The sequence below is a fragment of the Sphaerimonospora cavernae genome, assembly GCF_042435035.1.
GTDB classification, from domain to species: domain Bacteria; phylum Actinomycetota; class Actinomycetes; order Streptosporangiales; family Streptosporangiaceae; genus Sphaerimonospora; species Sphaerimonospora cavernae.
The window spans coordinates 45,710-69,497 of the sequence record NZ_JBHMQT010000013.1 but is presented as its reverse complement, the minus strand read 5'-3'; the positions used below and the strand labels follow the sequence as shown (position 1 = coordinate 69,497).

General features: G+C 69.1%; 23 protein-coding genes. 13 read left to right on the top strand and 10 right to left on the bottom strand.

Annotated elements, in window-relative coordinates:
- Positions 1-334: 334 nt before the first annotated feature.
- The 4 genes from ACFHYQ_RS08910 to ACFHYQ_RS08895 all read left to right on the top strand — a co-directional run bounded on the left by ACFHYQ_RS08910 (position 335) and on the right by ACFHYQ_RS08895 (position 4,489).
- Positions 335-2,791: a tetratricopeptide repeat protein gene (locus ACFHYQ_RS08910; protein WP_394300627.1), complete on the top strand. Its 2,457-nt coding sequence runs from the start codon at positions 335-337 to the stop codon at positions 2,789-2,791.
- Between the two features lie 372 nt (positions 2,792-3,163).
- Positions 3,164-3,697, top strand: a complete 534-nt coding sequence (locus tag ACFHYQ_RS08905; RefSeq protein WP_394300626.1) for a hypothetical protein — start codon at positions 3,164-3,166, stop codon at positions 3,695-3,697.
- Between the two features lie 232 nt (positions 3,698-3,929).
- Entirely contained in the window at positions 3,930-4,247 is a 318-nt protein-coding gene (locus tag ACFHYQ_RS08900) for a DUF6247 family protein (RefSeq protein ID WP_394300625.1), read from the top strand.
- A 47-nt stretch (positions 4,248-4,294) separates the two neighbouring features.
- The gene (locus tag ACFHYQ_RS08895) at positions 4,295-4,489 is read left to right on the top strand and encodes a hypothetical protein (protein ID WP_394300624.1); all 195 of its coding nucleotides are present in this window, start codon (positions 4,295-4,297) and stop codon (positions 4,487-4,489) included.
- Between the two features lie 64 nt (positions 4,490-4,553).
- Here ACFHYQ_RS08895 and ACFHYQ_RS08890 read toward each other — a convergent pair whose 3' ends face one another.
- From ACFHYQ_RS08890 to ACFHYQ_RS08865, 6 genes are all read right to left on the bottom strand, one after another.
- The gene (locus ACFHYQ_RS08890; RefSeq protein WP_394300623.1) at positions 4,554-6,092 is read right to left on the bottom strand and encodes a putative type IV secretion/conjugal transfer ATPase; all 1,539 of its coding nucleotides are present in this window, start codon (positions 6,090-6,092) and stop codon (positions 4,554-4,556) included.
- Positions 6,093-6,203: 111 nt separating this feature from the next.
- A complete protein-coding gene (locus ACFHYQ_RS08885) occupies positions 6,204-6,626 on the bottom strand; it encodes a type II toxin-antitoxin system VapC family toxin (RefSeq protein WP_394300622.1) in 423 nt (140 codons plus the stop codon).
- On the bottom strand, positions 6,623-6,910 hold the full coding sequence (locus ACFHYQ_RS08880; protein ID WP_394300621.1) for a hypothetical protein: 288 nt from the start codon (positions 6,908-6,910) through the stop codon (positions 6,623-6,625). Before ACFHYQ_RS08880 ends, ACFHYQ_RS08885 begins: the two co-directional genes overlap by 4 nt.
- An 81-nt stretch (positions 6,911-6,991) precedes the next feature.
- Positions 6,992-8,455: an SCO6880 family protein gene (locus ACFHYQ_RS08875; RefSeq protein ID WP_394300620.1), complete on the bottom strand. Its 1,464-nt coding sequence runs from the start codon at positions 8,453-8,455 to the stop codon at positions 6,992-6,994.
- Positions 8,452-9,846 (bottom strand): TrbL/VirB6 family protein, encoded by a 1,395-nt coding sequence (locus ACFHYQ_RS08870; protein WP_394300619.1) that lies wholly within the window; start codon positions 9,844-9,846, stop codon positions 8,452-8,454. Before ACFHYQ_RS08870 ends, ACFHYQ_RS08875 begins: the two co-directional genes overlap by 4 nt.
- Positions 9,843-10,634: a DUF8175 domain-containg protein gene (locus ACFHYQ_RS08865; protein WP_394300618.1), complete on the bottom strand. Its 792-nt coding sequence runs from the start codon at positions 10,632-10,634 to the stop codon at positions 9,843-9,845. Before ACFHYQ_RS08865 ends, ACFHYQ_RS08870 begins: the two co-directional genes overlap by 4 nt.
- Before the next feature lie 169 nt (positions 10,635-10,803).
- Here ACFHYQ_RS08865 and ACFHYQ_RS08860 point away from each other — a divergent pair, with 169 nt between their 5' ends.
- A complete protein-coding gene (locus ACFHYQ_RS08860) occupies positions 10,804-11,985 on the top strand; it encodes an RNA-guided endonuclease InsQ/TnpB family protein (protein ID WP_394300665.1) in 1,182 nt (393 codons plus the stop codon).
- A 30-nt stretch (positions 11,986-12,015) separates the two neighbouring features.
- On the opposite strand, the gene ACFHYQ_RS08855 is transcribed toward ACFHYQ_RS08860, so the two are convergent.
- Positions 12,016-12,321: a hypothetical protein gene (locus tag ACFHYQ_RS08855; protein WP_394300617.1), complete on the bottom strand. Its 306-nt coding sequence runs from the start codon at positions 12,319-12,321 to the stop codon at positions 12,016-12,018.
- 242 nt (positions 12,322-12,563) lie between these two features.
- Between ACFHYQ_RS08855 and ACFHYQ_RS08850 the strand changes: the two genes are divergently transcribed.
- From ACFHYQ_RS08850 to ACFHYQ_RS08825, 6 genes are all read left to right on the top strand, one after another.
- The gene (locus tag ACFHYQ_RS08850; RefSeq protein WP_394300616.1) at positions 12,564-13,175 is read left to right on the top strand and encodes a DUF6461 domain-containing protein; all 612 of its coding nucleotides are present in this window, start codon (positions 12,564-12,566) and stop codon (positions 13,173-13,175) included.
- Positions 13,176-13,300: 125 nt separating this feature from the next.
- Complete coding sequence (locus ACFHYQ_RS08845; protein ID WP_394300615.1) at positions 13,301-13,795, top strand: hypothetical protein; 495 nt, start codon at positions 13,301-13,303, stop codon at positions 13,793-13,795.
- Positions 13,795-14,772, top strand: a complete 978-nt coding sequence (locus tag ACFHYQ_RS08840) for a C40 family peptidase (RefSeq protein ID WP_394300614.1) — start codon at positions 13,795-13,797, stop codon at positions 14,770-14,772. Before ACFHYQ_RS08845 ends, ACFHYQ_RS08840 begins: the two co-directional genes overlap by 1 nt.
- A gap of 258 nt (positions 14,773-15,030) precedes the next feature.
- On the top strand, positions 15,031-15,243 hold the full coding sequence (locus tag ACFHYQ_RS08835) for a hypothetical protein (protein WP_394300613.1): 213 nt from the start codon (positions 15,031-15,033) through the stop codon (positions 15,241-15,243).
- A 509-nt stretch (positions 15,244-15,752) separates the two neighbouring features.
- Complete coding sequence (locus tag ACFHYQ_RS08830) at positions 15,753-17,645, top strand: hypothetical protein (RefSeq protein WP_394300612.1); 1,893 nt, start codon at positions 15,753-15,755, stop codon at positions 17,643-17,645.
- A 265-nt stretch (positions 17,646-17,910) separates the two neighbouring features.
- Positions 17,911-18,579, top strand: coding sequence for a DUF6518 family protein (locus ACFHYQ_RS08825; RefSeq protein ID WP_394300611.1), 669 nt, complete (start codon positions 17,911-17,913; stop codon positions 18,577-18,579).
- 120 nt (positions 18,580-18,699) lie between these two features.
- On the opposite strand, the gene ACFHYQ_RS08820 is transcribed toward ACFHYQ_RS08825, so the two are convergent.
- Positions 18,700-19,071 (bottom strand): winged helix-turn-helix transcriptional regulator, encoded by a 372-nt coding sequence (locus tag ACFHYQ_RS08820; protein ID WP_394300610.1) that lies wholly within the window; start codon positions 19,069-19,071, stop codon positions 18,700-18,702.
- Positions 19,072-19,150: 79 nt separating this feature from the next.
- Here ACFHYQ_RS08820 and ACFHYQ_RS08815 point away from each other — a divergent pair, with 79 nt between their 5' ends.
- On the top strand, positions 19,151-19,561 hold the full coding sequence (locus ACFHYQ_RS08815) for a RidA family protein (RefSeq protein WP_394300609.1): 411 nt from the start codon (positions 19,151-19,153) through the stop codon (positions 19,559-19,561).
- Positions 19,562-19,726: 165 nt separating this feature from the next.
- On the opposite strand, the gene ACFHYQ_RS08810 is transcribed toward ACFHYQ_RS08815, so the two are convergent.
- Both ACFHYQ_RS08810 and ACFHYQ_RS08805 read right to left on the bottom strand, forming a co-directional pair.
- Positions 19,727-20,602 (bottom strand): hypothetical protein, encoded by an 876-nt coding sequence (locus ACFHYQ_RS08810; RefSeq protein ID WP_394300608.1) that lies wholly within the window; start codon positions 20,600-20,602, stop codon positions 19,727-19,729.
- A complete protein-coding gene (locus tag ACFHYQ_RS08805) occupies positions 20,599-21,537 on the bottom strand; it encodes a ParA family protein (protein WP_394300607.1) in 939 nt (312 codons plus the stop codon). Before ACFHYQ_RS08805 ends, ACFHYQ_RS08810 begins: the two co-directional genes overlap by 4 nt.
- A 918-nt stretch (positions 21,538-22,455) precedes the next feature.
- Between ACFHYQ_RS08805 and ACFHYQ_RS08800 the strand changes: the two genes are divergently transcribed.
- A complete protein-coding gene (locus ACFHYQ_RS08800) occupies positions 22,456-23,559 on the top strand; it encodes a right-handed parallel beta-helix repeat-containing protein (RefSeq protein WP_394300606.1) in 1,104 nt (367 codons plus the stop codon).
- The last annotated feature ends 229 nt before the right edge of the window (positions 23,560-23,788 follow it).

The window sequence follows — 23,788 nt, the reverse complement described above, 5'->3', positions numbered from 1 at the left end:
GCTCAGCCTGTGACCGCGGGCCTGTGGCACCCTTGCTCACATAAAGCTGTGCCCCGGCTGCGGCCCGCCGGCTGAGAATGGCACCTGCGGCGGTGGTCGCGGGCAGGGGGGACGGGGACAGCGCCGATGGTTCCGGGCCGGTTGTTCCTGGGAGAACGGGGCGGTGGGGAAGACTTCGAGGGTGGTCCCGGGAACACCGATTCATTCAAGAACTAGGAGAGGTAACACGTTCGTCACTCCCGGCGACACTTCTCGGGCCGGGCAGCAGTCTGGAGGCATGGCGAAGGCGAGGCATGGTTCAGCACCGGTGCCCCGGTCAGAGGTGGGACGGGGGGTGACGATCGCGGCGATCGTGGTGCTGACGGGTCTGCTGGCGGTGGGGCTGGTCGGGTTCTTCGCCGATCCGTTGCATCTGCCGCCGCAGCTGCTGCAGGTGCTGGATCAGCGGGCCAGCGTGGTGAGCATGTTCATCGGCGCAGCAGGTCTGGTCGTGGCGGTGGTGGCCCTGCTGCTGCAGTTGCGCGTCGACGCGAGGCAGACGGCCTTTCAGTCGTCTACAACAGCGCCTGCCGTGCCGAACGTCCCGCAGACGCCACCGGCCGCATCACCCGTACAGCGGAACGCGTCCGGCGGTGAGCAGCGCGCCTATGGTGGCGACCACATCGAGTCTCACCATAACCTCATTGAAAAAGCCGTCGGCGTCGAACACCATCACCACTACCCGCCCCCACCAGAGCGAGCGCCAGGTCAGATCGTCGAGGGAGACATCCCGCAACGCCCGCCGGGGTTCCAGCCGCGCGAGCAGCTGCTGCAGCGCCTCGCCGACCTGCTGGGCGATCAGATCCCCGCAAAGTACGCGGACGCTGGCGGCGGGGCGGTGGCGATCTGCGCGATGGCGGGAACCCCTGGTGCGGGCAAGACGATGCTGGCCGCCTCCTACGCCTGGGCCTGCCAGGCCGCTGGCTGGCCGGTGGTCGCCTGGATCGCCGCCGAGACCACCGACCAGATCCTGACCGGCCTTGCTGGCCTGGCCGACCGGCTCGGCGAGCGCCATTCGGACGATGATGCGGCCGCGGCCGCCGAGCGCGCCAAGGCCTGGCTGGCGGCCACCACCCGGCCGACACTGCTGGTATTCGACAATGCCACCGACGTGGGCACAGTGCGGTCCTGGTGCCCGGCTACCGGCGCCACCCGGGTGGTCATCACCACCCGCAACCGGGCCTTCCTGCGTGCCTACCAGCCGCTTGAGGTCGAGGTCTTCACCCCCGCGCAGGCGGCAGACTTCCTGCACGATTGGACCGGCCTGACCGACCCCGATGGCGCCGAGGCCCTGGCCGCCGAGCTGGGGCACCTGCCCCTGGCACTGGCCCAGGCCGCCGCGGTCATCGTCCGCCTCCGGCTCGGCTACACCGGCTACCTGGATCTGCTGGGCGGCTTCGCCATCGGCGACTACCTGTCGGCCCAGTCCGGCGACGCCTATCCGTCCGGCACAGCGCAGGCGATCCTGCTGTCAGTCACCCAGGCCGAGGCGGCGCTGCCCGTCGCCCGCCAGGTGCTGCCGATCTTGGCGGTGCTTTCACCCGCCGGCGTTCCGGCGCCCATGCTGAACGGCCTGAACAACCACGAAAACTCGCAGGTGCAAATTCGCCAGATGCTCGCCGACCTGGCCGACACCTCACTGATCACCTTTAACGAGGACGGTACAGCGGTCTTGATGCATCGCCTGGTGCGGCGTGTTCTCCGCGAACGCGCCGCCCACCAAGGTGACCTCGACGCTGCGATAAGCCAGGCCACCGCCCTGCTCCACGCCTTCAACACCACCGTGCCGGAGGGGCACCAACTCTGGAAAGCCCGAACCGCAGTCGAGATGCTCGTCGAACAGACTGACACGCTCTACCGGCATGTTCACAACGACAACGCCCTCACGGCCGACCTGCTGCAGTTGCGTGCCGCGTGCGGCCGGTACCTGGACGAGCTGGCCGATCTCGCCCGGGCCATCCCCCTGCTGGAGCGGACCCTCGTCGACCGGGAACGGGTGCTGGGTCCCGATCACCCTGACACCTTGGCCTCCCGCAACAACCTCGCCAACGCCTATAAGTCGGCGGGAGACTTGACCCGCGCCGTCCCGCTGTACGAGCGCACTCTCGTCGACCGGGAACGGGTGCTGGGCGCCGATCACCCGTCAACGCTGGCCTCCCGCAACAACCTCGCCTACGCTTATGAGGCGGCGGGGGACCTGATCCGCGCCATCCCCCTGCTGGAGCGCACTCTCGTCGACCGGGAACGGGTGCTGGGTCCCGATCACCCTGACACCTTGGCCTCCCGCAACAACCTCGCCAACGCCTATAAGTCGGCGGGAGACTTGACCCGCACCATCCCCCTGCTGGAGCGCACTCTCGTCGACCGGGAACGGGTGCTGGGCCCCGATCACCCTGACACCTTGGCCTACCGCAACAACCTCGCCAACGCTTATGAGGCGGCGGGGGACCTGACCCGCGCCATCCCCCTGCTGGAGCGCACTCTCGTCGACCGGGAACGGGTGCTGGGCGCCGACCACCCGTCAACGCTGGCCTCCCGCAACAACCTCGCCAACGCTTATGAGGCGGCGGGGGACCTGACCCGCGCCATCCCCCTGTATGAACGCACCCTCAACGAGAGCGAGCGGGTGCTGGGCCCTGACCATCCCACAACCCGCGTCGTGCGAGGCAACCTCGAGATCGTGCAGCCCTATACCCGGGCGTCGTCAGGAGGGTGGAGACGGTGGCTTCCGGGACGGCTGTGGAGCCGTTGATTGTGGAAGGTAAGGGTGCGCCCTCTTCAAGTAACCATCGTTTTTATGCGGCTCGGATGTCCGGTCAGGGTCTCCTGGGATCGGCAGCTCCGTCATGTGCAGGGGCGGCGCATCGGCGCGGGCCGGGTGCTTAATCAGACCCATGATCAGGTTGGCGACTATGGCAGGCAGGTCGGCGGGCCCGGCCTCCCCGATAGCCGACGACCACCAGGCACCCATGAACCTCTCCGGGCTCGGTGTCTTCACCGTGGACGTGGCGGAAAGTGTCTTGCCGGGTACTGTGTCAGAGCCACTTTTACATGGCCACGGACAGTACTGTTCGTGACGTAGGGCCAGGCCGTGCTTTACGCCTTCGTCGATGAAAGCTGCCGGGTGCGTGCGGACGATGACTGCGTCTACGTCCTCGCCGCGGTTCTCCTCCCTGCCGAGAAGCTTGACCGCGTCAGATCGCTGATGGACACGCTCCGGTACGGCAAGGCACCCACCGTTCACTGGAGGACGGAACGGTCGGCTCGCAGGTCCCTCATCGCGCAGACGGTGGCATCCGTCGACTTCCCTTCCGTGGTCGCCGTCAGTCTGCACGGCACAGCGAGCCGCTCGGAACGCGCAAGGCGGCACTGTCTGCTCCGGCTACTGCCTGAGCTGTCGGCGCGCGAGGTCGGGACGGTGGTCTTCGAGTCGCGCAGGGAGCAGGATGCCGCCGACCGGGCGATTCTGACGGTCCTTCGCAGGCACGGCCAGGTTGCCGCCGAGATGTCGGTCAGGTGGGAGCGAGCCAGCTCGGACGCCGCGCTGTGGACGGCTGATGTCATCGCCGGAGTCGTGACCGGGTGGCTGGGTGGGGAGCACCTGTGGTGGCCGCTGTTCGAGGACCGCGTCGCATTCCTGGAAGCAGGCGAGGTGTGACCGGTGAAAACGCGAACGCCGGGCTCCCGATTCCATCGGGGGGTTCCCGGCGTCACTTCCGTGCCCCAGAGAGCACGACACGATCAGTATCCGATTGCTGCCGCTCCGCTGTCAAGCTGCCGCCTTCGGCCGTACGACACCGGAGTTCGCGTTTCCGGGGAGCACCGGCACCACCGCCGACTTGGTGCTCCCGGCGTACACTGGCCCAAGACGCGAGCAGGAGGAGGCGACGGTGACAGCTCAGCCGGTCGAATATCACGACCCCGGGCACGACCCCGACGACATCGTGAGCCGCCTGCCTGAGCAGTACCGGTCCCAGTTCCTCGCCGAGTACCGCGAGGCCCTGAGCGCCGCCGCGGAACCCTGGCGTTACCGCCAGCTGCAGAAGGTCCTCCACCTGTGGCACCTGCGCGCCCTCATGTACGCCGATCCCGGACACGAGCAGGCCAAGCACGAGGCGGCGCAGGGCATCAACTGCGTTCCCGCCGAGGATGTCATCCCCGGCTGGGCGGAACTGGTGGCCGCTCGCCAAGCGGGCCGCGCCGAGTGAACTACCACATCACCTATCACGTATCGGCTTCCAGCAAGATCCCCGGTTTGCCGGCGGAAGCGTTCACCGCGCTGGTGGATCGCCTGCTGGAGATCGGAGACGACCCGCTCGACAGCACGCCCGTCCGCGCCGAGGAGCCGAACTTCCGCCACACGACCTTCGGCGATCGCGGGATCGTCGCGTTCTACCTCGACCGGCCCCGCCGCACCATCACGGTGTACGACGTCTTGTGGGCGGGCTGACCGCGTTCGCCGATCGAAAGGCCCTGATCTTCTTCGGGGAATTCCTGGGCCGCCTCACCAACCGTCACTCCTCTGAGTTCTGGGTTGGCCGTCCAGAAAATGGACCGAACTTCGGGTCTGTGTCGTACAGCTCGTGCTCGACGCCGACGAGCGCGAGCTCGACGGGGATGCCGAGCCGCTCTCCTGTCTTGATCAGGTACTTGCCCCGTCCGGGGTGTTTGGCGCCGGGCTGCCAGGAGTCGGGGGCGGACCAGGAGGCGACCAGCTCCTGCTCCGGGCCGGTCAGCGGGGTGATCTGGCTGACGCGGGCGAGTTCGCGTGGCGGCAGCCCGGCCAGCACGGTGATCGCGGAGCGGTCGGCGAAGCCGCGGGCCTTGGCCCGGTCCTCCTCCCCGGCCAGGGCGTCCAGGTCCGACAGCGAATGCGTGATCATGATGGAGGCCATGCCCTTGGCCCGGTTCAGCCGGGTCAGCGTGTCGGCGTACTCGACCAGGCCGGGCGCGCCGCGCAGCGCGCGCCACAGTTCGTCCATCACGCCCAGCCAGGACCGGCGCGGCGCCAGGCCGAGCTCGGCGAGTGCGGCGCAGGCGTCGACCATGGCGAAGCAGTACGCCCAGGTGGACAGCATCGCCGCGCTGAGCAGCGTGTCGCCGGCCGCGCCGATCCGGGAGATGTCGATCGCGACCGCCGGGGCGGTCAGGTCCAGCGGGTGGGTGGTCGGTCCGTCGAACACCCCGGCGAGAGAGCCGGTGCACAGCAGGTCGAGGGTGAACACCAGCTCGCGCGTCCGCTCGCGGTAGGCCTGGATGGTGTCGGTGCGGGCGGCCGAGCGCAGCGCCTCGGGGCCTTCCTCGATGACGGCCAGGACGTCGGGCACCGTCGGCTCGCGGGTGAGCCGTTCGTCCAGCAGGTCGACGGAGCGGCCGAGCACGACCTCCTCGGCATTGCCGATCCGCTTCTCCCGGATCAGCGTGCACAGGGCGAGCAGCAGCGACAGGCGGCGGCCGCGTACCTCCCAGCGCAGCCGCCGGGCATCCGGCCCGGCCATGTGCCGCAGCGCGGCGCCCAGCGGCCCGGCGTCCAGCGGGTTGAGGCGGTCCATCCCGCGCCCGACTGTGATGACCTGCCCGCCGAGGTGGGTGACGAGTGGTGTGTAGTCGGGTTTGGTGTCGCCGAGGATCAGCGCGGTGGAGCCGAACGCGACGGCCCCGGTGATCAGGCGTTTGACGAGGGTGGACTTGCCGGTGCCGGGCTGGCCGAGCACGAACACGCCGGGGTTGGTCACCAGCCCGGCGCGCAGCCAGGTGAGCGGGTCCAGGCAGACGACCTCCCCCGACAGCTGGTGCCGTCCGATCGGCGTGCCGATCGACGGGGTGCCCGAGCCGGCGACGAACGGGTACAGCCCGCACACCTGCGTGGTCGTCGCCTGATACTCCACCCCGGGCGCCACGTGCACCGCCCGCCCCCCGTACGGCCTGCGCCACCCCCGCGCCGGAGCCACCACCCGCCGCGTCCCCCGCTCAGCGACGTCCGGTACGGCTACCGCCTCCAACGGCCTCGGCGGCAGCCGTACCAGATCACGGCGCGAACGAAACTGCTGCACGGTCACAAGGCCTCCCCTGGTTGATCACCATCTCCAGTACGCCGAGGGGAGGTTGCATCCGGTGTGACATCCGAAGCCGGACTGCAGCAGGCTGGCTCCTGGCGCGACCGCTTAGGGGAGCAGTGTCAGGGCGGAGTGACGCGGGCGGATGACGGTGAAGTCGCGGCGGTCTAGGGTGGCGATCTGGCGCACATTGAGGCGCTCGGCCAGTGCGATTACTGAGGCGTCCGCCGGGTCGAGCCGCAAGGCGGGGTAGGTGCGAACCAGTTCGGCCATGCGATTCAAGTCGGCGGGGGTGATGGCCACGAGGGTGAAGTCCCCGGCGTTGACGGCGGCGTGGAGCTGATCGAGAAAGGCCGCGTGAGCTTTGGTCCCCCCGTATTTGTTGATCAGCCAGCATGCCTCGATCAGGACCGTGATCGGGAGTAGAAGCGGCCCGGGGAGCTCTTCCAGGAGGCGTACGCATTCCTGGTGGTGCTTGTCACCACCGTGCGCGGCAGCCACGAGTGGGCCGGTGTCGAGGAGAGTCGTCATGCCGACCTGGTGAAGTGGTCGTGCAGGTAATCCTCGGCGCGTTCGGCCAGATCCGCCGGGCCGTCATTGAAGATGCCGGCGAAGGAGATCCGACGGCGTACTTCCCGGCCCGCCGTCGGCTGCTCCTGATCGTCCGGCTGGACCTGCTGACCGGGCTGCAACGCTTCGGGGACGTAGCCGGCCAGCTCTGGGTCGGTCTCTACCAAGCGCAGCAGGCGACGCGCCTGGGCAGGCGGTAGCTGGTCGACCAGGTGATGCAGTTCATCATGCGCAGGCGTGGCCACCCTCTGAGGGTACGGCAAAACCATCCGGATAGGGGTGATCGTTCGAGATGGTCGACAAGCGGAGATCAGGAACGTGAGAAGTCAGCGGCGGGCGAGGGCGGGTGGGCAGGTGCCGCAGGGGAGGGTGGCGGCGAAGCCGACGGCTTGGGAGCCGGTCAGCGGGCGTAGGCGGATCTTGGAGGATTCGGCGGCGGCCTTGGTCGTGGCGATGGCCTGGGGCAGGTCGGCGGGGTCGAGCACGGTGACGGTGACGAACATGCCGGCCAGGCACACCCCGGCGCCCATGGCCTCCTCTCCGGCTGCCTGCCGGGCGCGGGCCTGGTCGAAGGCGTCGCGGGCGGTTTCGTCTCTGCCGGTGCGGCGCCGGTAGGCCTGGCGGAACGCGGCGGAGGTGACTTCGCTTTCCAGGACGCGGCTGGCGGCGGCCGCCGGGAACGGGCGGTACTGCAGCGTCACCCGTTTGGGGTACGGCCCGGGCGCGACCAGACGGGCCAGTACGTCGGCGTGGACGTTCTGCCGGGGGGCCTCCTGCCAGCTCCAGGCCACCGACACCCCGCTGTCGTGCCGGTAGCAGCCGGGGAGTTCCTCAGCTGACAGCGGTACGGCATCGGCCCACCCCGACGACTGCTCACCAGGGCGTGCGAGGGCTCTGCTGACCTCGCCCCGCGCACTCGGGTCGAAGGCGGTACGGACCATGCCGGCGATCTCGGCGGCCGATGCCCGCCCGAGCACGGTGACCCCGCAGGAGCCGAGCGCCGACTCCAGACCCTCCAGCGTGCGGGACACCTCGGCGGTGGCCTCGGCGAGCGTGGGCGGGGCCAGCGGCGAGGCCGTGGGGTCGAAGGTGATCGACACTCGGGTGTCGACGTGCGCGGCAGCGGCGGGGGCGGAGGCGACCAGTTGGGCCAGGATGGCCCTGGCCCCGTCCGGCGATGCCGGGTCGAGGGATGCGGCGATGGTGTCGGCGAGCCTGCTGCCCGGCTCGGGGGCGGTCTCCACGGTGACGCTCACCCAGCGCACGGTCGGCACGTGCCCGAGCGAGGCCAGCCAGCCGCCCCAGCAGGCGACCCAGGTGTCGGCGTCGTCGCGGTCGGCCAGCCACGGCGAGGTGGCCACCACGCGTAGCGTCGCCGTCAGATGACCGGTGCGGCGGTTCCACACCAGCCCGTACGGCCGGCCGTACCCGTCCGTCATGGACAGCAGCGCGGTCGGGGCCAGCACGCCGGGCAGCTCCAGCTGCGGCCCGGAGCGGAAGCGGGTCAGGCCGCGGCGGGTGCCGTACCACCAGCGCCACCGCACCAGCAGCACACCGGCCAGGGGCGTCGCGCCGGCCGGGGCCAGGCCGAGTAGAGCAGCCAGGAGTAGCGGCGGCACCAGGTACACCAGCGCGCGGGGCGAGACGGCGGCGGCCACCAGCAGCGCCACCACGACGCCGAGCAGGGTGAACGTCACGCCGACGCACATCCCGAACAGTCCGATGCCGCGCCGGCGCCGCCATCCTCCGTAGGTACGTGGCTCCGCCTCCTGGGCCGTTCCCGTCCTCATGTCCGTTCCTGTCGTGGCGGGGTCATCGAGTCGGAGACGGTGCCGCCGGCCTTCTTCGCGCCGCTGGCCAGTCCGGAGACGACCGCCCCGGCTGCCGCCCCGGCGGGACCGGCGGCGGCTCCCGCCTTGGCGGCGGTTGCCGTGGACGCGGTGGCGGCCGTGGAGGTCTGCCGAGCGGATGCCGTACGGGCCCCTCCCGCGGGTGCGGGACCGGGCGCGGGGACCGGGCCGGACGCGGAGGGACGTGCCCCGCCGGGCGGGGGCATGGATGAGGACATGAAGCGGGCGTGGTCGACGGCGCTGGCCCCGCCTGCCCCGCCCAGGCCGCGGCCGCCGCGGAAGGCGCCGACGGCGACAGCTCCCCCGACCACAGTGCCGAGGAAGCCGCCGCTTGAGGCGGTCTCGCTGATGCTGCCGGTCGCCCAGGTGAAGAACTTCAGCAGCGCGGGCAGCGCCAGGATCGACAAGACGATCATCGCGAAGCCCATGAACGTCGACTGGGCGTCGGTGGCGTTGCCGAGCATCGCGAACGCCGTGGCGTACACCATGGCGGCCGCGGGCTTGTAGAAGATCAGCGCGAGCATCCAGCCGGTCACCCGCCGGAACCAGGGGCGGGTGAGCGCGGTCATCGATCCGGCGGCCGCCAGCGGCAGGACCCCGGCCAGTACGACCAGGGCGGCCTGGCGGAACAGCATCAGCACCGCCTGGGCCGCCGCGGCGATGATGGCGACGATGCCGAGGACGATCACCACGCCGGGCGAGGCACCGGTCAGGCCGAGGACGGTGGTGAGGCGTTTGGCGAAGTCGCCGGTGCTCATGTTCAGCACCCAGGCCGACCATTCGTCGCCGATCTTCAACAGCAGGGCGGGTAGCAGTACGCCGAGGCTGGTGGTGGCGACGATGACGAGCAGGCCGGTGCCGACGTCCAGCAGCGGCGTGGTCTTGCGCGTGATGGCGATCTTGGCGGCGGCCGCCAGCAGCGACAGCGTGGCGATCGCCACGGCCAGCGGCAGCGTCCACTGCTGCATCCGCCCGATCACCTCTGAGGCCGACGTGCCGCCGGTGCAGCTGGCCACGGGGTCGGCGACCAGGCAGGGCGAGTCGATCCGTACCCACCAGGAGACCGTGTTGGTGATCAGCCAGGACACGGCGTACTGGATCGCCTCGGCCAGGCCGTTCACGCCGTACTGCACCGCGCCCTTGGCCGCCGCCCCCGCGGCGTCGTTGAGGACCTGGCCGCCACCCTCGACCGCCGCCCGGCCGAGAGTGCCGGCCCCGGGCAGTACGGCATTGCCGGCCGTTTCGGTGGCGCACGCCGGGGAGGTCAGGTCGGCGCAGCCCGGCGGGGCCGGGGCCGGTGCTGTCACCAGGTCGGGGGGGAACGTCATCATCGGGCCGCCTGTCCTCGAGCGGACGCAGGAAAGAGGGTGTAGCCGGTCAGGTCGGTCACCACGGCCGACGTGCGCGCCCAGTCGCCGCCGGGTGGGGCCACCACCCGCCAGTCGCCGTCCCGCCACAGCAGCTGCATCCGGGTGGCGGCACGCACGGTGGTGCCACCGCGTCCGGGCCCGGCCATGACCACGTCGACGATCGCCAGGCCAGGGGCGTAGGCCTGCCACCGGAAGGCCTCCACCACCACGTACGCCAGGCCGATCGGCTCGCCGTCGGCGACGCCCGCCACCGCACGGACGCTGTCGTAGGTGGCGCGGACCGCCCGCAGCAGGGCCGGGGTCTCGGGCCCGGTGAACTGCTCGGTGATGGTCGGCTCGAACACGGCCGGGCCCCAGCGCGGGCTGGCCCGCATCCCCAGGTGCAGCGCGGCCAGCACCGCCCCTCCCGGAGTCGGCGCGAAGCCGTACGCCCGGTCCCCGGCCACCACGCGCGGCCCGTCAGCGGAGGAGTACGGCAGGCGCACCCCGCGATAGTCCGCCCACCGCCAGCCCCGCAGGTCCATGTCGGGGGTGGCCTGGTCGGCGGACGCCGGCGGTACGGCCTGGGCCGGGCCAGCGGGCGCCGACGGTACGGCGTGGCCCTGGCCGACGGGGTTCGATGGGACGGCACTCGGCCGGTCGAGCGGTGACGACCACCGCATGACTGTCAGCAGCGCCACGGCGGCGACCAGGGCCGCCATGACTCCGCCCAAGGCGAGCAGCCTGCGGCGGTTCCGGGGCCGGTTCATCGGACACCTCCGAGGAAACCCCCGCCTTCGGGCGGGGAGGAATCGGACTTCTGCGGAGCAGGGCAGGGAAAGACGAATCGCCGCCGGGCGATTCGTCGTCTACCGGCCGGCCGTTCCGCAGGTTTTCACAAGCTGACCTGGTAGTTTGTGAGATGTGGCCGTCGCTGTTGTGAAGCGGGCGTTCAAGTACCGCTTCTACCCGACCTCCGAGCAGGCCACCGAGCTTGCCCGGACGTTCGGGTGCGTGCGGAAGGTCTACAACATGGCGCTGGCCGCCCGCACCCAGGCGTGGGCGCGTCAGGAACGGGTCAACTACAACGCCACGTCGGCGATGCTGACGGCGTGGAAGAAGACCGAGGAGCTGGCCTACCTCAACGAGGTGTCGTCGGTTCCGTTGCAGCAGGCCTTGCGGCACCTGCAAGGGGCGTTCACCAACTTCTTCGCCAAGCGAGCCAAGTATCCGCGTTTCAAGTCCAAGCGCAAGTCCCGGGCGTCGGCGGAGTACACCCGCTCGGCGTTCCGCTGGAAGGATGGGCGGCTCACGCTGGCGAAGATGGACGGCCCGCTGGACATCGTGTGGTCGCGTCCGCTTCCCGAGGGCGCGGAGCCGTCCACGGTGACCGTCTCCCGGGACGCGGCGGGCCGGTGGTTCGTGTCCCTGCTGTGTGACGACCCCGGGGTGAAGCCGCTTCCCGCCGCCGATGCGGCGGTGGGGATCGACGTCGGCCTGGATCATCTGCTCACCCTGTCCACCGGAGAGAAGATCGCCGACCCGAGGCATGAGCGCCGGGACCGCGCCCGCCTGGCCAAGGCCCAGCGGGCCCTGGCGAAGAAGGCCCGGGGTGACGGCGCCAACCGCGGGAAGGCGCGCCGGAGGGTCGCCCGCATCTATGCGCGGATCAGCGACCGCAGGCGTGACCTCCTGCACAAGCTTTCGACTCGACTCGTGCGCGATAACCAAACGCTCGTGATCGAGGACCTGACCGTCCGCACCATGGTCAAGAACCGGAGCCTGGCCCGCGCCATCTCGGATGCGGCCTGGTCGGAGTTCCGGGGCCTTCTGGAGTACAAGGCCGCCTGGTACGGGCGGGAAGTCATCGCGGTCGACCGCTTCTTCCCCTCCTCCAAGCTGTGCTCGGCCTGCGGCGCCCTCCAGGAGCAGATGCCGTTGAATGTCCGTACCTGGACGTGCGACTGCGGCGCGACCCACGACCGGGACGTGAACGCGGCACGCAACCTTCTGGCCGCCGGGCTGGCGGTGTCGGTCTGTGGAGCCGGTGTAAGACCTCAACGGAGACCTCCGGGCGGGCAGTCGGCGACGAAGCAGAAAGCCCTACGGCGCGAGCTGTAGGAATCCCCCTCGTTTATGAGGGGGAGGAAGTCAACCGAAGACCGCCGTGATGATCGGTACGGCGACCGCGGCCAGCGACACCCCGAGCAGGACCTTGGGCAGCTCGGAGGCGCCCTCGGCCGCGTAGTGCGACCGCCCGGACTGGCCGACCGCCATCTTCCCGGCGCAGATCAGGATCCCGGCGATGCCGAGGATCAGGCAGGCCCACTTCCCCCAGGCCAGCAGCAGCTCGATCTTCGGCTTCAGCCCCGGCGGCACCTTCGGCGACGGATCACCGACAAGATCGAGTGGGAGCAGGACGCCGCCGATCGCGTCCTGCAGCGCGTGCAACCACATCAGGCCTCTCCCCTGGCTCCCGAGCTCCCACGAGCTCACATCGTTCGTTGCTCAGGAAGCCCCAACGGGGTTGCACGCACCGTGACGGCCCTGGCGGTCATTGGCTGGCGCGACCAGCTGGAGCCGTACGCACCAAGGACCATCCACAACGGCGATCAGCTGGCAAAGAGCAGGTTCATCAAAACGTCGGTGGCGCTTGCCAAGATGATCGGAATTTCCCTCATCCCAAGGAGACGAGCACTTTGAGCGCCGTCGGCAAGGGCAAGGCCACAACGGACGATTACGCGTGGTGGGGCCAATCTCGCTGGCCAGAGTTCTGCTTCACCTTCATCTCTGGCCTCGCACCCGAAGAGGTGCTCCGTCGGCTGCGGTTGACGGAAGACCGTGAGCAGGAAGGGTTCGCCACCATCGAAGTCGGAGACGCCGACGGTGGATCGATCATGGTGGAGTGGGCCGGCCACGCCGGGATCATCCACGATGTGGTGCGCACTCTGTCTCTCGGCACGTCCATGGCCAGCGTCACACGCAACGTCAACCACCACTCGCGCTTCGTTCATGCCATCGACGGCCGGGTCGTCGCGAGCCTGGACCCTATGTTCCCGAATTGGGCCTTCAGCGATGAGCCAGAACGGCTACGGCAAGACCTCGACGACCTCGGTATGCTCCCGCAACGAGGCCCCGATGATGAGGACGGCTTCTTCGCTCGCTACATCGAGGCCGCCTTGGCGCTCGCTGAACAGCGCACCGGCGTCCGTCTAGAACCCCGCCACCTTCAAGCAAGCGCCCTACGCTATCGTGCCTCGATCGCCCGCTACTACGACCCGCCTCACGGTGCTTTCCCCGAGTTGGCCTGACACTTCGACAGAGTGGAAGCGCCAAGCCCGCCTATCTCCCGAGCCGTCACAGCTCATGCAACCGGTCATGGGTGTTCTTGCTCCCGCTGGCCCTCTCCAGGAGGGCGGGAAGGGAGTGAGGCATCATGCGGACGCCGTACGGCTGCCGCCGGAACCCAGTGTTGAGGTACGGCTTCGCCGTCGCGATTGCGGCCGTCGCGTTGGCGACGGGATGCGCGAGCACCACCACCGGCGCGCGAACAGAAGGTGCTGAAGCGGCTGAGCGGCGGCCGTACGAGAGCGGGGAGACGGCGAGCTCGCCTGCCGCCGGGCTGGGCGATCCGGCGGCGGTCGCCGCGGCGTACGTCGTCGCCTCGGGCAGCGGCGGCGCTGCGGAGGAGGTGGGCCGGGTTCGCGCGCTGGTCACCGAACGGTTCGCCCGCGCCATGGGGCGGGCATCCGGCGATGGCGGGGCGGTCCGGGTGGAGCAGGTGTTCGTGCCCGATGGGGCGCCCTCCCCCACTGCCGACCGGCGCTATGTGACCGTCACCGGGCACCGGGGTGACGAGCCGCTGCAGGTGTCGCTGCGCCTGGTCCGTGTCGGCGGGCGGTGGCTCGTCGACGAGATCTTCCTGTTCTGATGGGCGGGTGGCGTTGGGCGGTTGTCGCCGGCGTGGCCGTGTTCACGGTCCCGCTGCTGATCGTCGTGTTCACCCTTGCCCAGTCCCCGACCGGTGGTCAGGCCGGGGAGGCGGCGCCGAGTGAGCTGGCGCTCAAGGACATTCCGCCGGAGTACCTGCGCTGGTACATGGACGCGGCGCAGACCTGTCCGGGCCTGTCGTGGACGGTGCTGGCGGCCGTGGGGAAGGTCGAGTCCGACCATGGTCGCAACCTCGCCTCCCGGCGGCCGAACTCGGCCGGGGCGCGCGGGCCGATGCAGTTCCTGCCGGTCACGTTCGCCGCGCACGCGGTCGACGGGAACGGCGACAGCCGTACCGACATCGACGACCCCGCGGACGCGATCCACAGCGCGGCGGCCTATCTGTGCGTCTCGGGCGCGGCCACGGATGTGCGGCGGGCGTTGTTCGCCTACAACCACGCCTGGTGGTACGTCGACCGGGTGCTCGCGCAGGCCGCCGCGTACGGCACCGCGACCGCCCCTGCCGTCGGCGGCGACCTCGTCGAGGCGGTCATCGCCTACGCCCGCAGGCAGATCGGCAAGCCGTACGTCTGGGGCGGGACCGGCCCGGCCGGGTACGACTGCTCGGGCATCGTCTACGCCGCGTACAAGACGGCGGGCGTGACCATCCCGCGCACGACGTTCGAGCAGTGGCCCTTCGGCGTCCGCGTCCCGGCCGGACAGGAGCGGCCCGGCGACTTGGTGTTCTTCTCCTCCGGCCCCGGCAACGGCCCCGGCCGTCCCGGGCACGTCGCCCTCGTCATCGGAGGCGGCCAGGCCGTCGAGGCCCGCTGCACCCGGTGCGGCCCGATCAACATCACCGCGTACGGCTCCCGCGGCAACATCGTCGGCTTCACCCGCCCCCTCGCCAACCCCACCCTGAAGCACCACCTCGCGGTGAAGCCCCGGCCGAAGCGGTGGATAAAACCACTCCCCTGATCAGAAAGGAGATCCACGGACTTGAGCAGGCACGCTAACGTACTCAATCAAGGTGAACACCAGCCGTCACCACGCGGTTCCGGCCGCTGTGCTGAGGGTGATTCGATCCGCGCTCGTGCTCGTCAGCCTCACGTGAAGGGGCGAACGGGACATGACGGGCAGCGGGCCGAGTCGCTTTCTCGTAACGGTAAAAAGTTTTCCCGCGACACGCTGTACTTCTTGCATGCACCAGCAGAGCGATCTGGAAGGATCTCCCGCATGGCCGCGATTGTAGGACGACTGCAGAGGCACCGGGGAGCGGGTGACTACACCCCGCTCCAGACCCGGGTGCCCGTGCACGTCAGAGACCGATATGACCTGGCTGCCGCCCGCCGCGGGGTCTCGCTCAGCATGTACCTGGAACGGTTGATCGAGATGGACCCGCTCGCCCGCGAAAGCTACGACCCTGCTCAGAAGGACCCGCTGATTTGATCACATAGGGCAGATGGCCCCGGCACACTGGCCGGGGCGTAGCCCACCAACTTCAGAGAAGTCCGCTGCTGAGGCGCCAACCACGGGCGGACTACTCACACCACACCCCAACTCCCCCAAAGAGCCGGTCTTGCCAGCCGGCACCGGGGAAGAAACGGAGCCGCCTAACGAGAATCACGCCGCTGCGCCGCCGGGAGCGAGTAGTTCCCGGAGCGAGTGCTGGAGCAGCTCTGAGCTGCCACAACTTCACAAAAAGCGCCGGTTTGCCGACCGGCCCCCTTTGCGCGCCGTGAAACGGTGCCTTAGTACTGGAGCCAACAATAGCCGATGGCCGTCCAGGTAGTGCAGCATGCCCGTTTTCGGGTGTGTCGTCTCACGACGATGCGAGCTACCCCCGGGATGATTCAGCCGCCTTTCATGCGGCTCTGTACCGTCTTGCCCCTCGTGGTCGGGCGCGCGTTGACGTACGCGCCGAAACGGGCGAGTGGGCGCATGCCTACGCCGCCGAGGTGCGTCTCGGCGACGTGCCGCCGGCGGCCCCGTACGCCTGGTACCTCGCGAACACCCGGCGCGAGTTCCAGTTCGTGGTGTTCGATCTCGACGCCGCGAGAGGCGACGTGGCCCGCGACCTGGTCGCGCTGGTCGAGCTTCTCGACGTGGCCGACGTGCGGCACCTGGTGTGCCGGTCCGGGCCGGGCGGCGGCATGCACGTGTGGGTGCCGGTGGGGCCGACTCCGGCCGTCGTGGTGCGGTCGCTGGCCCGGGCCGCCGCTCGCCGCCTGCCGTCGCTGGACATCGCGCCGCTGATGAACCCGCGGACCGGCTGTGTCCGGCCGCCGGGCGCTCCGCACCGCGCCGGAAGCTGGTCGACCCCGCTCCGGCAGGGGCGGCCGCTCAGCCCGGAGGAGACCACCGCCGTGCTGGCGAGGCCGAACGCGGCCGAGGCGCTCGAGCGGCTGGCCGTCGTACTGGACGTCGACCCGGTCGAGGCGGAGCAGATCGAGGCGGAAGCCGTACGGACGATCGAGCAGACACCGCACGGGCCCCGGCTGGCCGGCACGCGCCGCCCGTGCGACGTGGCCGATCTGCTCGCCCAGACGCCGCCGCCCGGGCGCGGGCATGCTCACCTGGCCCGCATCCTGGTACGGCTCGCGCTGGCCCGCTGGAGCCCCTTGGATGTGGCCGCCTTGCTCGACCGTGACCAGAAGGCCCCCGGCCTGGTCCATCTGCGACGTCAGGGTAGCGGGACGTCGGCAGGCCGGCCCCGGGGAACGGCCGAGCGCGCGGCGCTCATCCGGCGGCAATGGAGCCGGGCCGTGGACTACGCGGCGACCCTGCGGCGCGACCTCAGCGACGGTCAGCGCCCCGGCGAGGAGACCGACGAGTGGACCGAGCGCGTGGCCGCCGTCGTCGAGCTGGCCACGGCCGTACGGCAGGCCATTGAGGCGGTTCCGAAACGGTGGAGCACTCAGGCGGGGCCGTCTGACCGCCGCGCCCTGGAGTATGTGCTGGAACTCGCGCTGGACGCGGTCAGCGATGAGATCGAGATCGACTGCCGCCGCCTGGCCTTGGCCACGGGGATGGGCCGCAGCACCGCCGCACGAGCGCTGACACGTCTGTGCCTGGACCAATGGCTGAGCCTGTCCGCCTCTGGTGATGGCCAGCGTGCCCACCGCTACCGAATCCTGCCGCCGCGACTCACAGACCGGACAGTTGACCGAGACGCCGAGGCTTCTGTTACGAATGTGACTGGTGAACAGGGTGGGACACAAGCGATCCCGCGCCCGGGAGGGGCCCTCCCCCTTCCCGGGCGCACCCGCGAGGCCCTACGCACCCAGCTTCGCCAGCGCAGGGAAAGCGTCGCTCACGATGTGTTCGCTCACCCGAATCGGGCTCGAAGCGATCAGGGCTTAGGCCGGCATGCGGCGAACACGTACGCAGCTTTGGTAGGAGCGGACTCACCTGACGGAATTTACAAAGTAAGAGAACTGGCGGAGTTAACCGGCTACAGCGTCCAGACGACCCAGCGGCACCTCGAGACCCTGGCAGCGCAGGAGTTAGTCCAGGAACGCGTACGCCCCCGGCCGGGATGGCGCGCGGCTCCGGGACAACTGGATCTGGCCGCTCGTCGCATCGGTGCCCTCGGCCGAAGCGAGCGTCGCCGGCACGTCTATGCCATCGAGCGTGAGCTGTACGGCTGGTGGCTCGCGGAGCAGGAATGGATGCGGGCTCGAGGCAAACGACGACGTGCCCGAGCTCAGGCAGCAGGACAGGGCCGACTCATCCTGCCCGGACTGCCCCGGTACGCCCACCGTGCCCGCTACCCCCGCGCTGACGATGGGCGTGCCGACCATGCGGCGGCACGATCTCGGCTCACCCACGCAGGCCGCACCGCCGCTTGAGCTTCCGTTACTCTGAACACGAACAAGATTGCGACAGCGGTATCGAGATCGGCGAGGTGTTCCGCAGTGGGATCCCCCTCCGGAAGCTTCATCGTCGAGCGCGGGCGTTCAAGCAGATACGAGGAGCGGCACCAGTACTGAGTCGGCGAGCGGCTCCGTTGGTATGCCGGAGGTCGTCAGGGGCAGAGCTAGTGCCATGGAAGGTCCTGGTGTTGGTCCGCGTTCGTCCGCTGCGTCGCAAACGATATGTCTGGAGTAGCTACCGGTGTCCACGACTGAGCGTCCGGCGATCATGCATGCCACCCGTGCCGCTCTCGGCTCGCCCTGGCTCCTGGGTGTGCTGGCTCTGGTGGTCGGACTGGTCGGCGGTGCGCTGACGTCCTTCGGGCAGAGTGTGCTGACTGGCGGGTGGCATGCGCTGGTCAACTCGGCCTCGCCCTGGGTGATGATCGCCTTCCTGGTCGGTTTGGGTGCTCGCGGTCGCTGGCCACGTGCCGTGGTGGCGGGGCTGGTATCCCAGGTCGGGCTGGTTGTCGGGTACTACGCGACGTCGGAACTGAGGGGTTTCGCCGCGGGAATGTCCGCCGTGGTGATCTGGGTCGTGGCCAGCCTCGTCGCGGGGCCAGCCTACGGGGCCGCCGGCGCGTTGCTGGCCGACCGGCGGCGCCGGGTGCGCAGCGTCGCGGCGGGTGTCCCCGGGTCGGTGTGGGTGATGGAGGGAGCCCACTTCTTCTCCCTCGCGAGCGCCGCCAACTCGCACAGCGGGCCCGGCACGACGGCGGGGTGGTGCTTCATCGCCGTCGGGGTGGTGCTTCCGCTCATCCTCGCCCGCTCGCTGCGGGACCGGCTCTGGGCCCTGCTGACCCTCGCCGTGTGTGGGGCCCTGGCCACCGGGGCCATGACACTGATCGATGTCGCGTTCACTCTGGGGTAGCCCTAGCATCCGCCGAAAGCGACCCTGAGCCGGCCGCTATCGGCACCGGATGCCTGAATCTTCAGCGCCAACTACCAAGGAACCCCGGGCGCTCACGCCCGGCCGGTCAGGGGAGAAGGCTCAGAGGCTTGTCTCTTCCCGCGCATCGAAAGCGTCGCGCGCGCGTTCGATGCTGGGCATGTGCTCCGAGGCCCACGCCAGCAATACGTCAATGGGCTGCCGCAGGGTCTTGCCGAGCGGCGTGATCCGGTACCTGACCGCCACCGGACGGGTGGAGACAACCTCGCGTTCGATCACCCCGTTGCGCTCGAGTCGGCGAAGAGTGGCGGTCAGCGACTTCTGCGTGACCGCGGGAATGGCTCGGCGGAGCTCGTTGAAGCGGCAGGGGTGTTCGCAGAGCTCGTTGAGTACACCGAGGGACCACTTGTCGAGCACCTGATCGAGGAGCTCGCGGTGCGGGGCGTCGATGCGGAGTTCGCCGTCGGTATCCATGGTGAAACCTGGTCTCGTTGAAGTGTCCTTCTTGTACTAGATATCTTACAGATACCTAGATTGAGGAGGAGAAACGGCCTTGACTGTCCAGCACTTCACGCCGGAAGGCATGATGCAGCCCACCCCCTACCACCACGTGGCCGTCGGCAAGGGCACGACTCAGGTACATGTCAGCGGGCAGGTCGCCCGCCTGGCCGACGGAACCCCGGTGGCCCCCGGCGATCTTGCCGGGCAGGTCGCCCAGGCCCTGCGGAACGCCGCCCTCGGCCTGGCGGGCGCGGGCGCCTCGTTCGCGGACGTGCTGCGCCTGACGTTCTACGTGACCCAGTGGAACCCGGAGAAGATCGGCGACTTCATGGCTGGAGTAGAGGCGGTCGCCGAAGAGATCAGCCTCCAGCTTCCCATGCCGCCGGCCAGCCTCATCGGTGTCGACTACCTCTTCGAGCCGGATGTGCTCGTCGAGGTCGAGGCAACCGCACTGCTCGACTGAACCCTGGCCGGGCAGGTCGGCCCCGAGCCGTACTGTCGAAGTCCACGGTCTCGACGATCTGTCAGGCCATCGTCGCCGAGTACGACGCCTGGGCCCTGACCTGGCCCTTGGCGCTGTCGGTCTCGAGCGACTACCCCGAGGCCGTGGAAATCGTCACGCGGCAGGTCAGCGGGCCGGGTCGTCGTCCAGGAGGTAGGCCTCGATGGCGGCGGAGACGAGCTGGCTGACGGAGTCGGCTCCGGTCTCGGCCACGAGATCCTTCAGCACCTGGTACTCGGCCTGGGTGATCTGGATGGTCCACAGCGTCCGGGCCTGCTGCTCGCTGATCCGCCGGCGGCCGCGGCGAGCGGCACGGCGGGCGGGGAACAGGCTTCCCTCGGAGCGAGGGGCCACCTGCCGCGCCTCGACCAGGTGCTGCAGGAGGCCCTGGGTGGAGTCGATCGCGTCGAACGCGATCTCGGCGTTGAGACGTCCACTGCTTTCGCGGGCCCGGCGGATCGCCTGTACGGCCTCAGGAAGCACGTAGACCGACAACTGGGAGGTGACCTCCACGTCGAGGTCTTCGACCGGCACGGCGGTCCGCACGGGCTGCGGGCGAGGCGCCGGCCGTACGGCACGCGGTTCCCGGATGGCGGGGGCGGCGGGAGCCGTACGGGATGCGGCAGGCCGCTTGGGCTTGGTCGGCGTGGCGTGTGAACGGTCAGTCCCGGCGGGCGCGGAGCGGGTGCGTTCCTTGGCTGGGGGAGCCGTACGCGCGGCGCTCCCGTGATCCTCCCGGGTCCGCTCCGGCGCGGCGGAGGCGCTCGCGGGCTCCGGCCCGGCTTCAGGTTCCTCGCGTACGGCGGGAGCGTCGTTCTCGCCGCTCTCCGCGGGCGCTGTGGGAGCTGCGGGCTCTTGGGCGGGAGGCGCCTCCTCGGGCCGGGTCCGTACGGCTCCCGCCTCCGGCTGGTCCTGACGTGCCGGTGACGGAGCCTTCCTGGAGAGGATGCCGCCGAGGGCGGTCGCGGGCGTTCCGAAGATCGAAGACAGGTCGTCGCTCATACCGTGGCCTCCTGCTCGGCCGTGGCCAGGACGCTGAGCACCTCGACCGCGAGCGCCTGGTAGTCGGAGGAGACGCTGGCCGCGGTCGGCGAGACGCGTTCGATTCGCTTGCCTTCCCGCAGTGCCTGCCACCACTGCGGCTGGTCCTTGGCGGCCTGCTCCAGCTCGTGAGCCAGGCGGCCCTTGCGCGAGTCGACCGCGACCCGCTCCGAGTGGCGGATGAGCGTCTGGAACATCGGGGACTGGCCGCCGAACGCCGCCGCGACCTTCTCCCGGACCTGCGCGTGGATCTGGGTGGAGGTGGTGCCGGTGGCGAACAGGACCACGCCGAGGAGCCCGATCGACGGATTGATCTTTCGGGCTTTCACGAAGCGCTGCGCCACCAGGCGCATGCCCTCCACCCCACCGTCGTCACTCTTCGTCGGGATGAGGACCCAGCGGGCGGCCCCGAGCGCGAGGTCGTCCAGGATCGTGTTCTCGGGCGGACAGTCGATGATCACCAGGTCGTAGTCCGCTGCCGTCGGCGCGAGCACCTTGGCGAGCGACAGGAACGCCGTCTCCCCGTAGTTCTGGATGCGCGTCAGCATGACCCCGGTGAGGTTCTCGAGCTGGGTCCCGCCCGGGATCACGTCCAGGTTCGGGCGGATGTCCTTCATGGGTGTCATGGGCTGGCCCGTCATGATGGCCGTGAGTAGTTCCGCCCCTTCGTCGTCGACCTCGGGCTTGTGCCGATACCCGAGGTCCTGCGCCAGATTGGCCTGACGGTTGAGGTCCACCACCAGTACGCGGTAGCCCGCCGACGCCGCCTGTCCCGCGAGGTTGCCCGTGATGGAGGTCTTGCCCACTCCTCCCTTCTCGTTGACGACCGCGATAACGCGCTTCAGCGCTTCGGCTCGCGCTGCCTCGTCCTCAACCCATCCATCGGGGCGACTCATGTCCGTTTCCTTTGTCTCTGGTGGTAGTCCGCCTCCGTGGTAGCAGAGGTTTGCATGCGTGTTCAAGCACCCGAGCGGTTGGAGCTTCCGGCGTGTCCCTGGCCTTGCGGCGTATCGCCGGGTTCTGCCCCTGAGCACTCATCTGCCGCCGCAGGCAGGCCACCCCGGACGGTTTTGCTCCCGTGTCCTCACCGCTTCATCTGTGCTCGGCACCGTTGGTGATCCTGCGTCGGCCCTTGCCTACTCACTCCCTGGCGCACTGATGGACGAGCTATCGGTACACCTATCGGTAACGTCAAAAACGTATTGGAAACACTATCTATCTACTATCTAAATCTCATTCTAGTTTCAATTGATATCACTATTTATAGCTCTGTCTAAATAACTATTGCAGATTAATCTAATACAGCATCTATTTTCCTTTCTATTAGTCTATCAATTTAACTATTGTTTCTCTATCTATTATCTATCGATCGCCCTATCGTCTTCCACCTGCGCAGACGTTCTCAATGGCGCGTTCGAGGCGATCTCCGGGACTCCTGGATATGATCTTTACTTGAGAGGCTCCGCAACCCGGACTCGTAGGCGACTCCGTCGCGGATGGCGTGGAAGAGGAAGTCGCGAACTGGGCGCGGGCGCTCCACTCTCCCCGCCGGATGCTTACTTTGTAAATGGGCCTGCAGACTGTCTGCGACCAACCCGGTCGGGTGGCGCTTGTACGGCACCCACCGCACCCGAGGTCACACCTGAAGCCATGCTCACACCTGCAGTCGAACCGGTGATCGGGCCCGCCGCGTGTGACCGGCGACCTGTTCGGTACGGCAGGCCTCGCCTGTGAAGGTTGGGCCTTGCGCGGGGCCGGGCGTCCCCCTAACCTGCGACAAATAGGAAACTTTGTTAACTATTCAGGAGGTGTTCGTGAAGCCGGGCGCAGCCGCAGGGCTCTTCGCAGCCGTGATCGCGTTGGTGGCACCGTCGGCCGGGGCGAACGCGCGGCCGCTGGCATCAGCAGCCGGCACCATGGCTGTCCAACACTCCGCGAGCGAAAGCGGGGTCATCGACGTATCGACCGCGGCCGAGTTGCAGAGCGCGCTGGCCGGCGCCCGGCCCGGGCAGACGATCAGGCTGGCTGCCGGGGAGTACCACGGCGCGTTCGTCACCCAGCGCGCCGGGACGGCTTCGTTGCCCATCACGCTGGTCGGCCCGGCCGATGCCGTCCTGGTCAACGACGGCCCCTCAGGTTCCGGCCCCTCCTGCCCCGCTCCGGTGAGCGGGTGGGACTCCGGGTACGGACTGTGGCTGTTCGGCGCGCCGTACTGGAACCTGTTCGGATTGACCGTCAAGGATTCCAAGAAGGGGATCGTCCTGGACGACTCCCCGCACGTGACCATCGACAGGGTGTACGTGCATCACATCGACGAGGAGGCCGTCCACTTCCGGAGGTCCTCCGCGGATGGCGTGATCCGGAATTCCGAGATCTCGCACACCGGCCTGGTGCAGCCCGGTTACGGGGAGGGCGTCTACATCGGTTCGGCCAACTCCAACTGGGCGTGCCACGGCAACAGCGGCGGCGTCGACCGCTCTGATCGGGTCGAGGTCCTGAACAACCGGTTCGGCCCGGACATCGCCGCTGAGCACATCGACGTGAAGGAAGGCACCTTCGACGGCGTCATCCGGGGCAACATCTTCAACGGCACCGGCATCTCCGGCCAGAACTCGGCCGACTCCTGGATCGACGTCAAGGGCATCGGCTACGTGATCGACGGCAACACGGGCTCCTTCACCTCCCCCGGCATCTTCGCCAACGGCTACGAGACGCACAACCCCGCGACCACCCCGTCGTACGCCAACGGCTGCGGCAACGTGTGGCGCGACAACAGCTCCGACCTCGGCGGTGTCGGCGGCTACGCCATCAAGATCACCTCGACCTCCAAATGCGCGGGCAATCCGAACGTCGTGTACTCCTCGAACACCGTCCGCAACGCGCTGTCCGGCCTGACCAATGTCAAGGTCACCCCGTAGGACGCCGGCGACGACAACGGTGTGACCACCTGCGGTGACCGTCAACGGCTCACGCATCGACGGTGCGGGCGAGGTGACGAGCGGCTCGTACGGGGGAGCAGTCACCATCTTCGTCCGGGTGCAACGACCTTCTCGACGGGTTCCAGGGCATGCGGACCTTCACGTGGAACACGGGCGACATCAGCGGCAGGTCATCGCGCTTCCGCAGCGCCTCACCACCGGCTTCACG

Excerpts from the sequence above, each read along its gene's own strand:
- ACFHYQ_RS08865 (WP_394300618.1), bottom strand. The coding sequence starts at position 10,634 with ATGAACCGGCCCCGGAACCGCCGCAGGCTGCTCGCCTTGGGCGGAGTC.
- ACFHYQ_RS08805 (WP_394300607.1), bottom strand. The coding sequence starts at position 21,537 with ATGAGTCGCCCCGATGGATGGGTTGAGGACGAGGCAGCGCGAGCCGAA.
- ACFHYQ_RS08870 (WP_394300619.1), bottom strand. The coding sequence starts at position 9,846 with ATGATGACGTTCCCCCCCGACCTGGTGACAGCACCGGCCCCGGCCCCG.
- ACFHYQ_RS08820 (WP_394300610.1), bottom strand. The coding sequence starts at position 19,071 with ATGGATACCGACGGCGAACTCCGCATCGACGCCCCGCACCGCGAGCTC.
- ACFHYQ_RS08840 (WP_394300614.1), top strand. The coding sequence starts at position 13,795 with ATGGGCGGGTGGCGTTGGGCGGTTGTCGCCGGCGTGGCCGTGTTCACG.
- ACFHYQ_RS08845 (WP_394300615.1), top strand. The coding sequence starts at position 13,301 with ATGCGGACGCCGTACGGCTGCCGCCGGAACCCAGTGTTGAGGTACGGC.
- ACFHYQ_RS08885 (WP_394300622.1), bottom strand. The coding sequence starts at position 6,626 with ATGACGACTCTCCTCGACACCGGCCCACTCGTGGCTGCCGCGCACGGT.
- ACFHYQ_RS08855 (WP_394300617.1), bottom strand. The coding sequence starts at position 12,321 with ATGTGGTTGCACGCGCTGCAGGACGCGATCGGCGGCGTCCTGCTCCCA.
- ACFHYQ_RS08810 (WP_394300608.1), bottom strand. The coding sequence starts at position 20,602 with ATGAGCGACGACCTGTCTTCGATCTTCGGAACGCCCGCGACCGCCCTC.
- ACFHYQ_RS08875 (WP_394300620.1), bottom strand. The coding sequence starts at position 8,455 with ATGAGGACGGGAACGGCCCAGGAGGCGGAGCCACGTACCTACGGAGGA.
- ACFHYQ_RS08835 (WP_394300613.1), top strand. The coding sequence starts at position 15,031 with ATGGCCGCGATTGTAGGACGACTGCAGAGGCACCGGGGAGCGGGTGAC.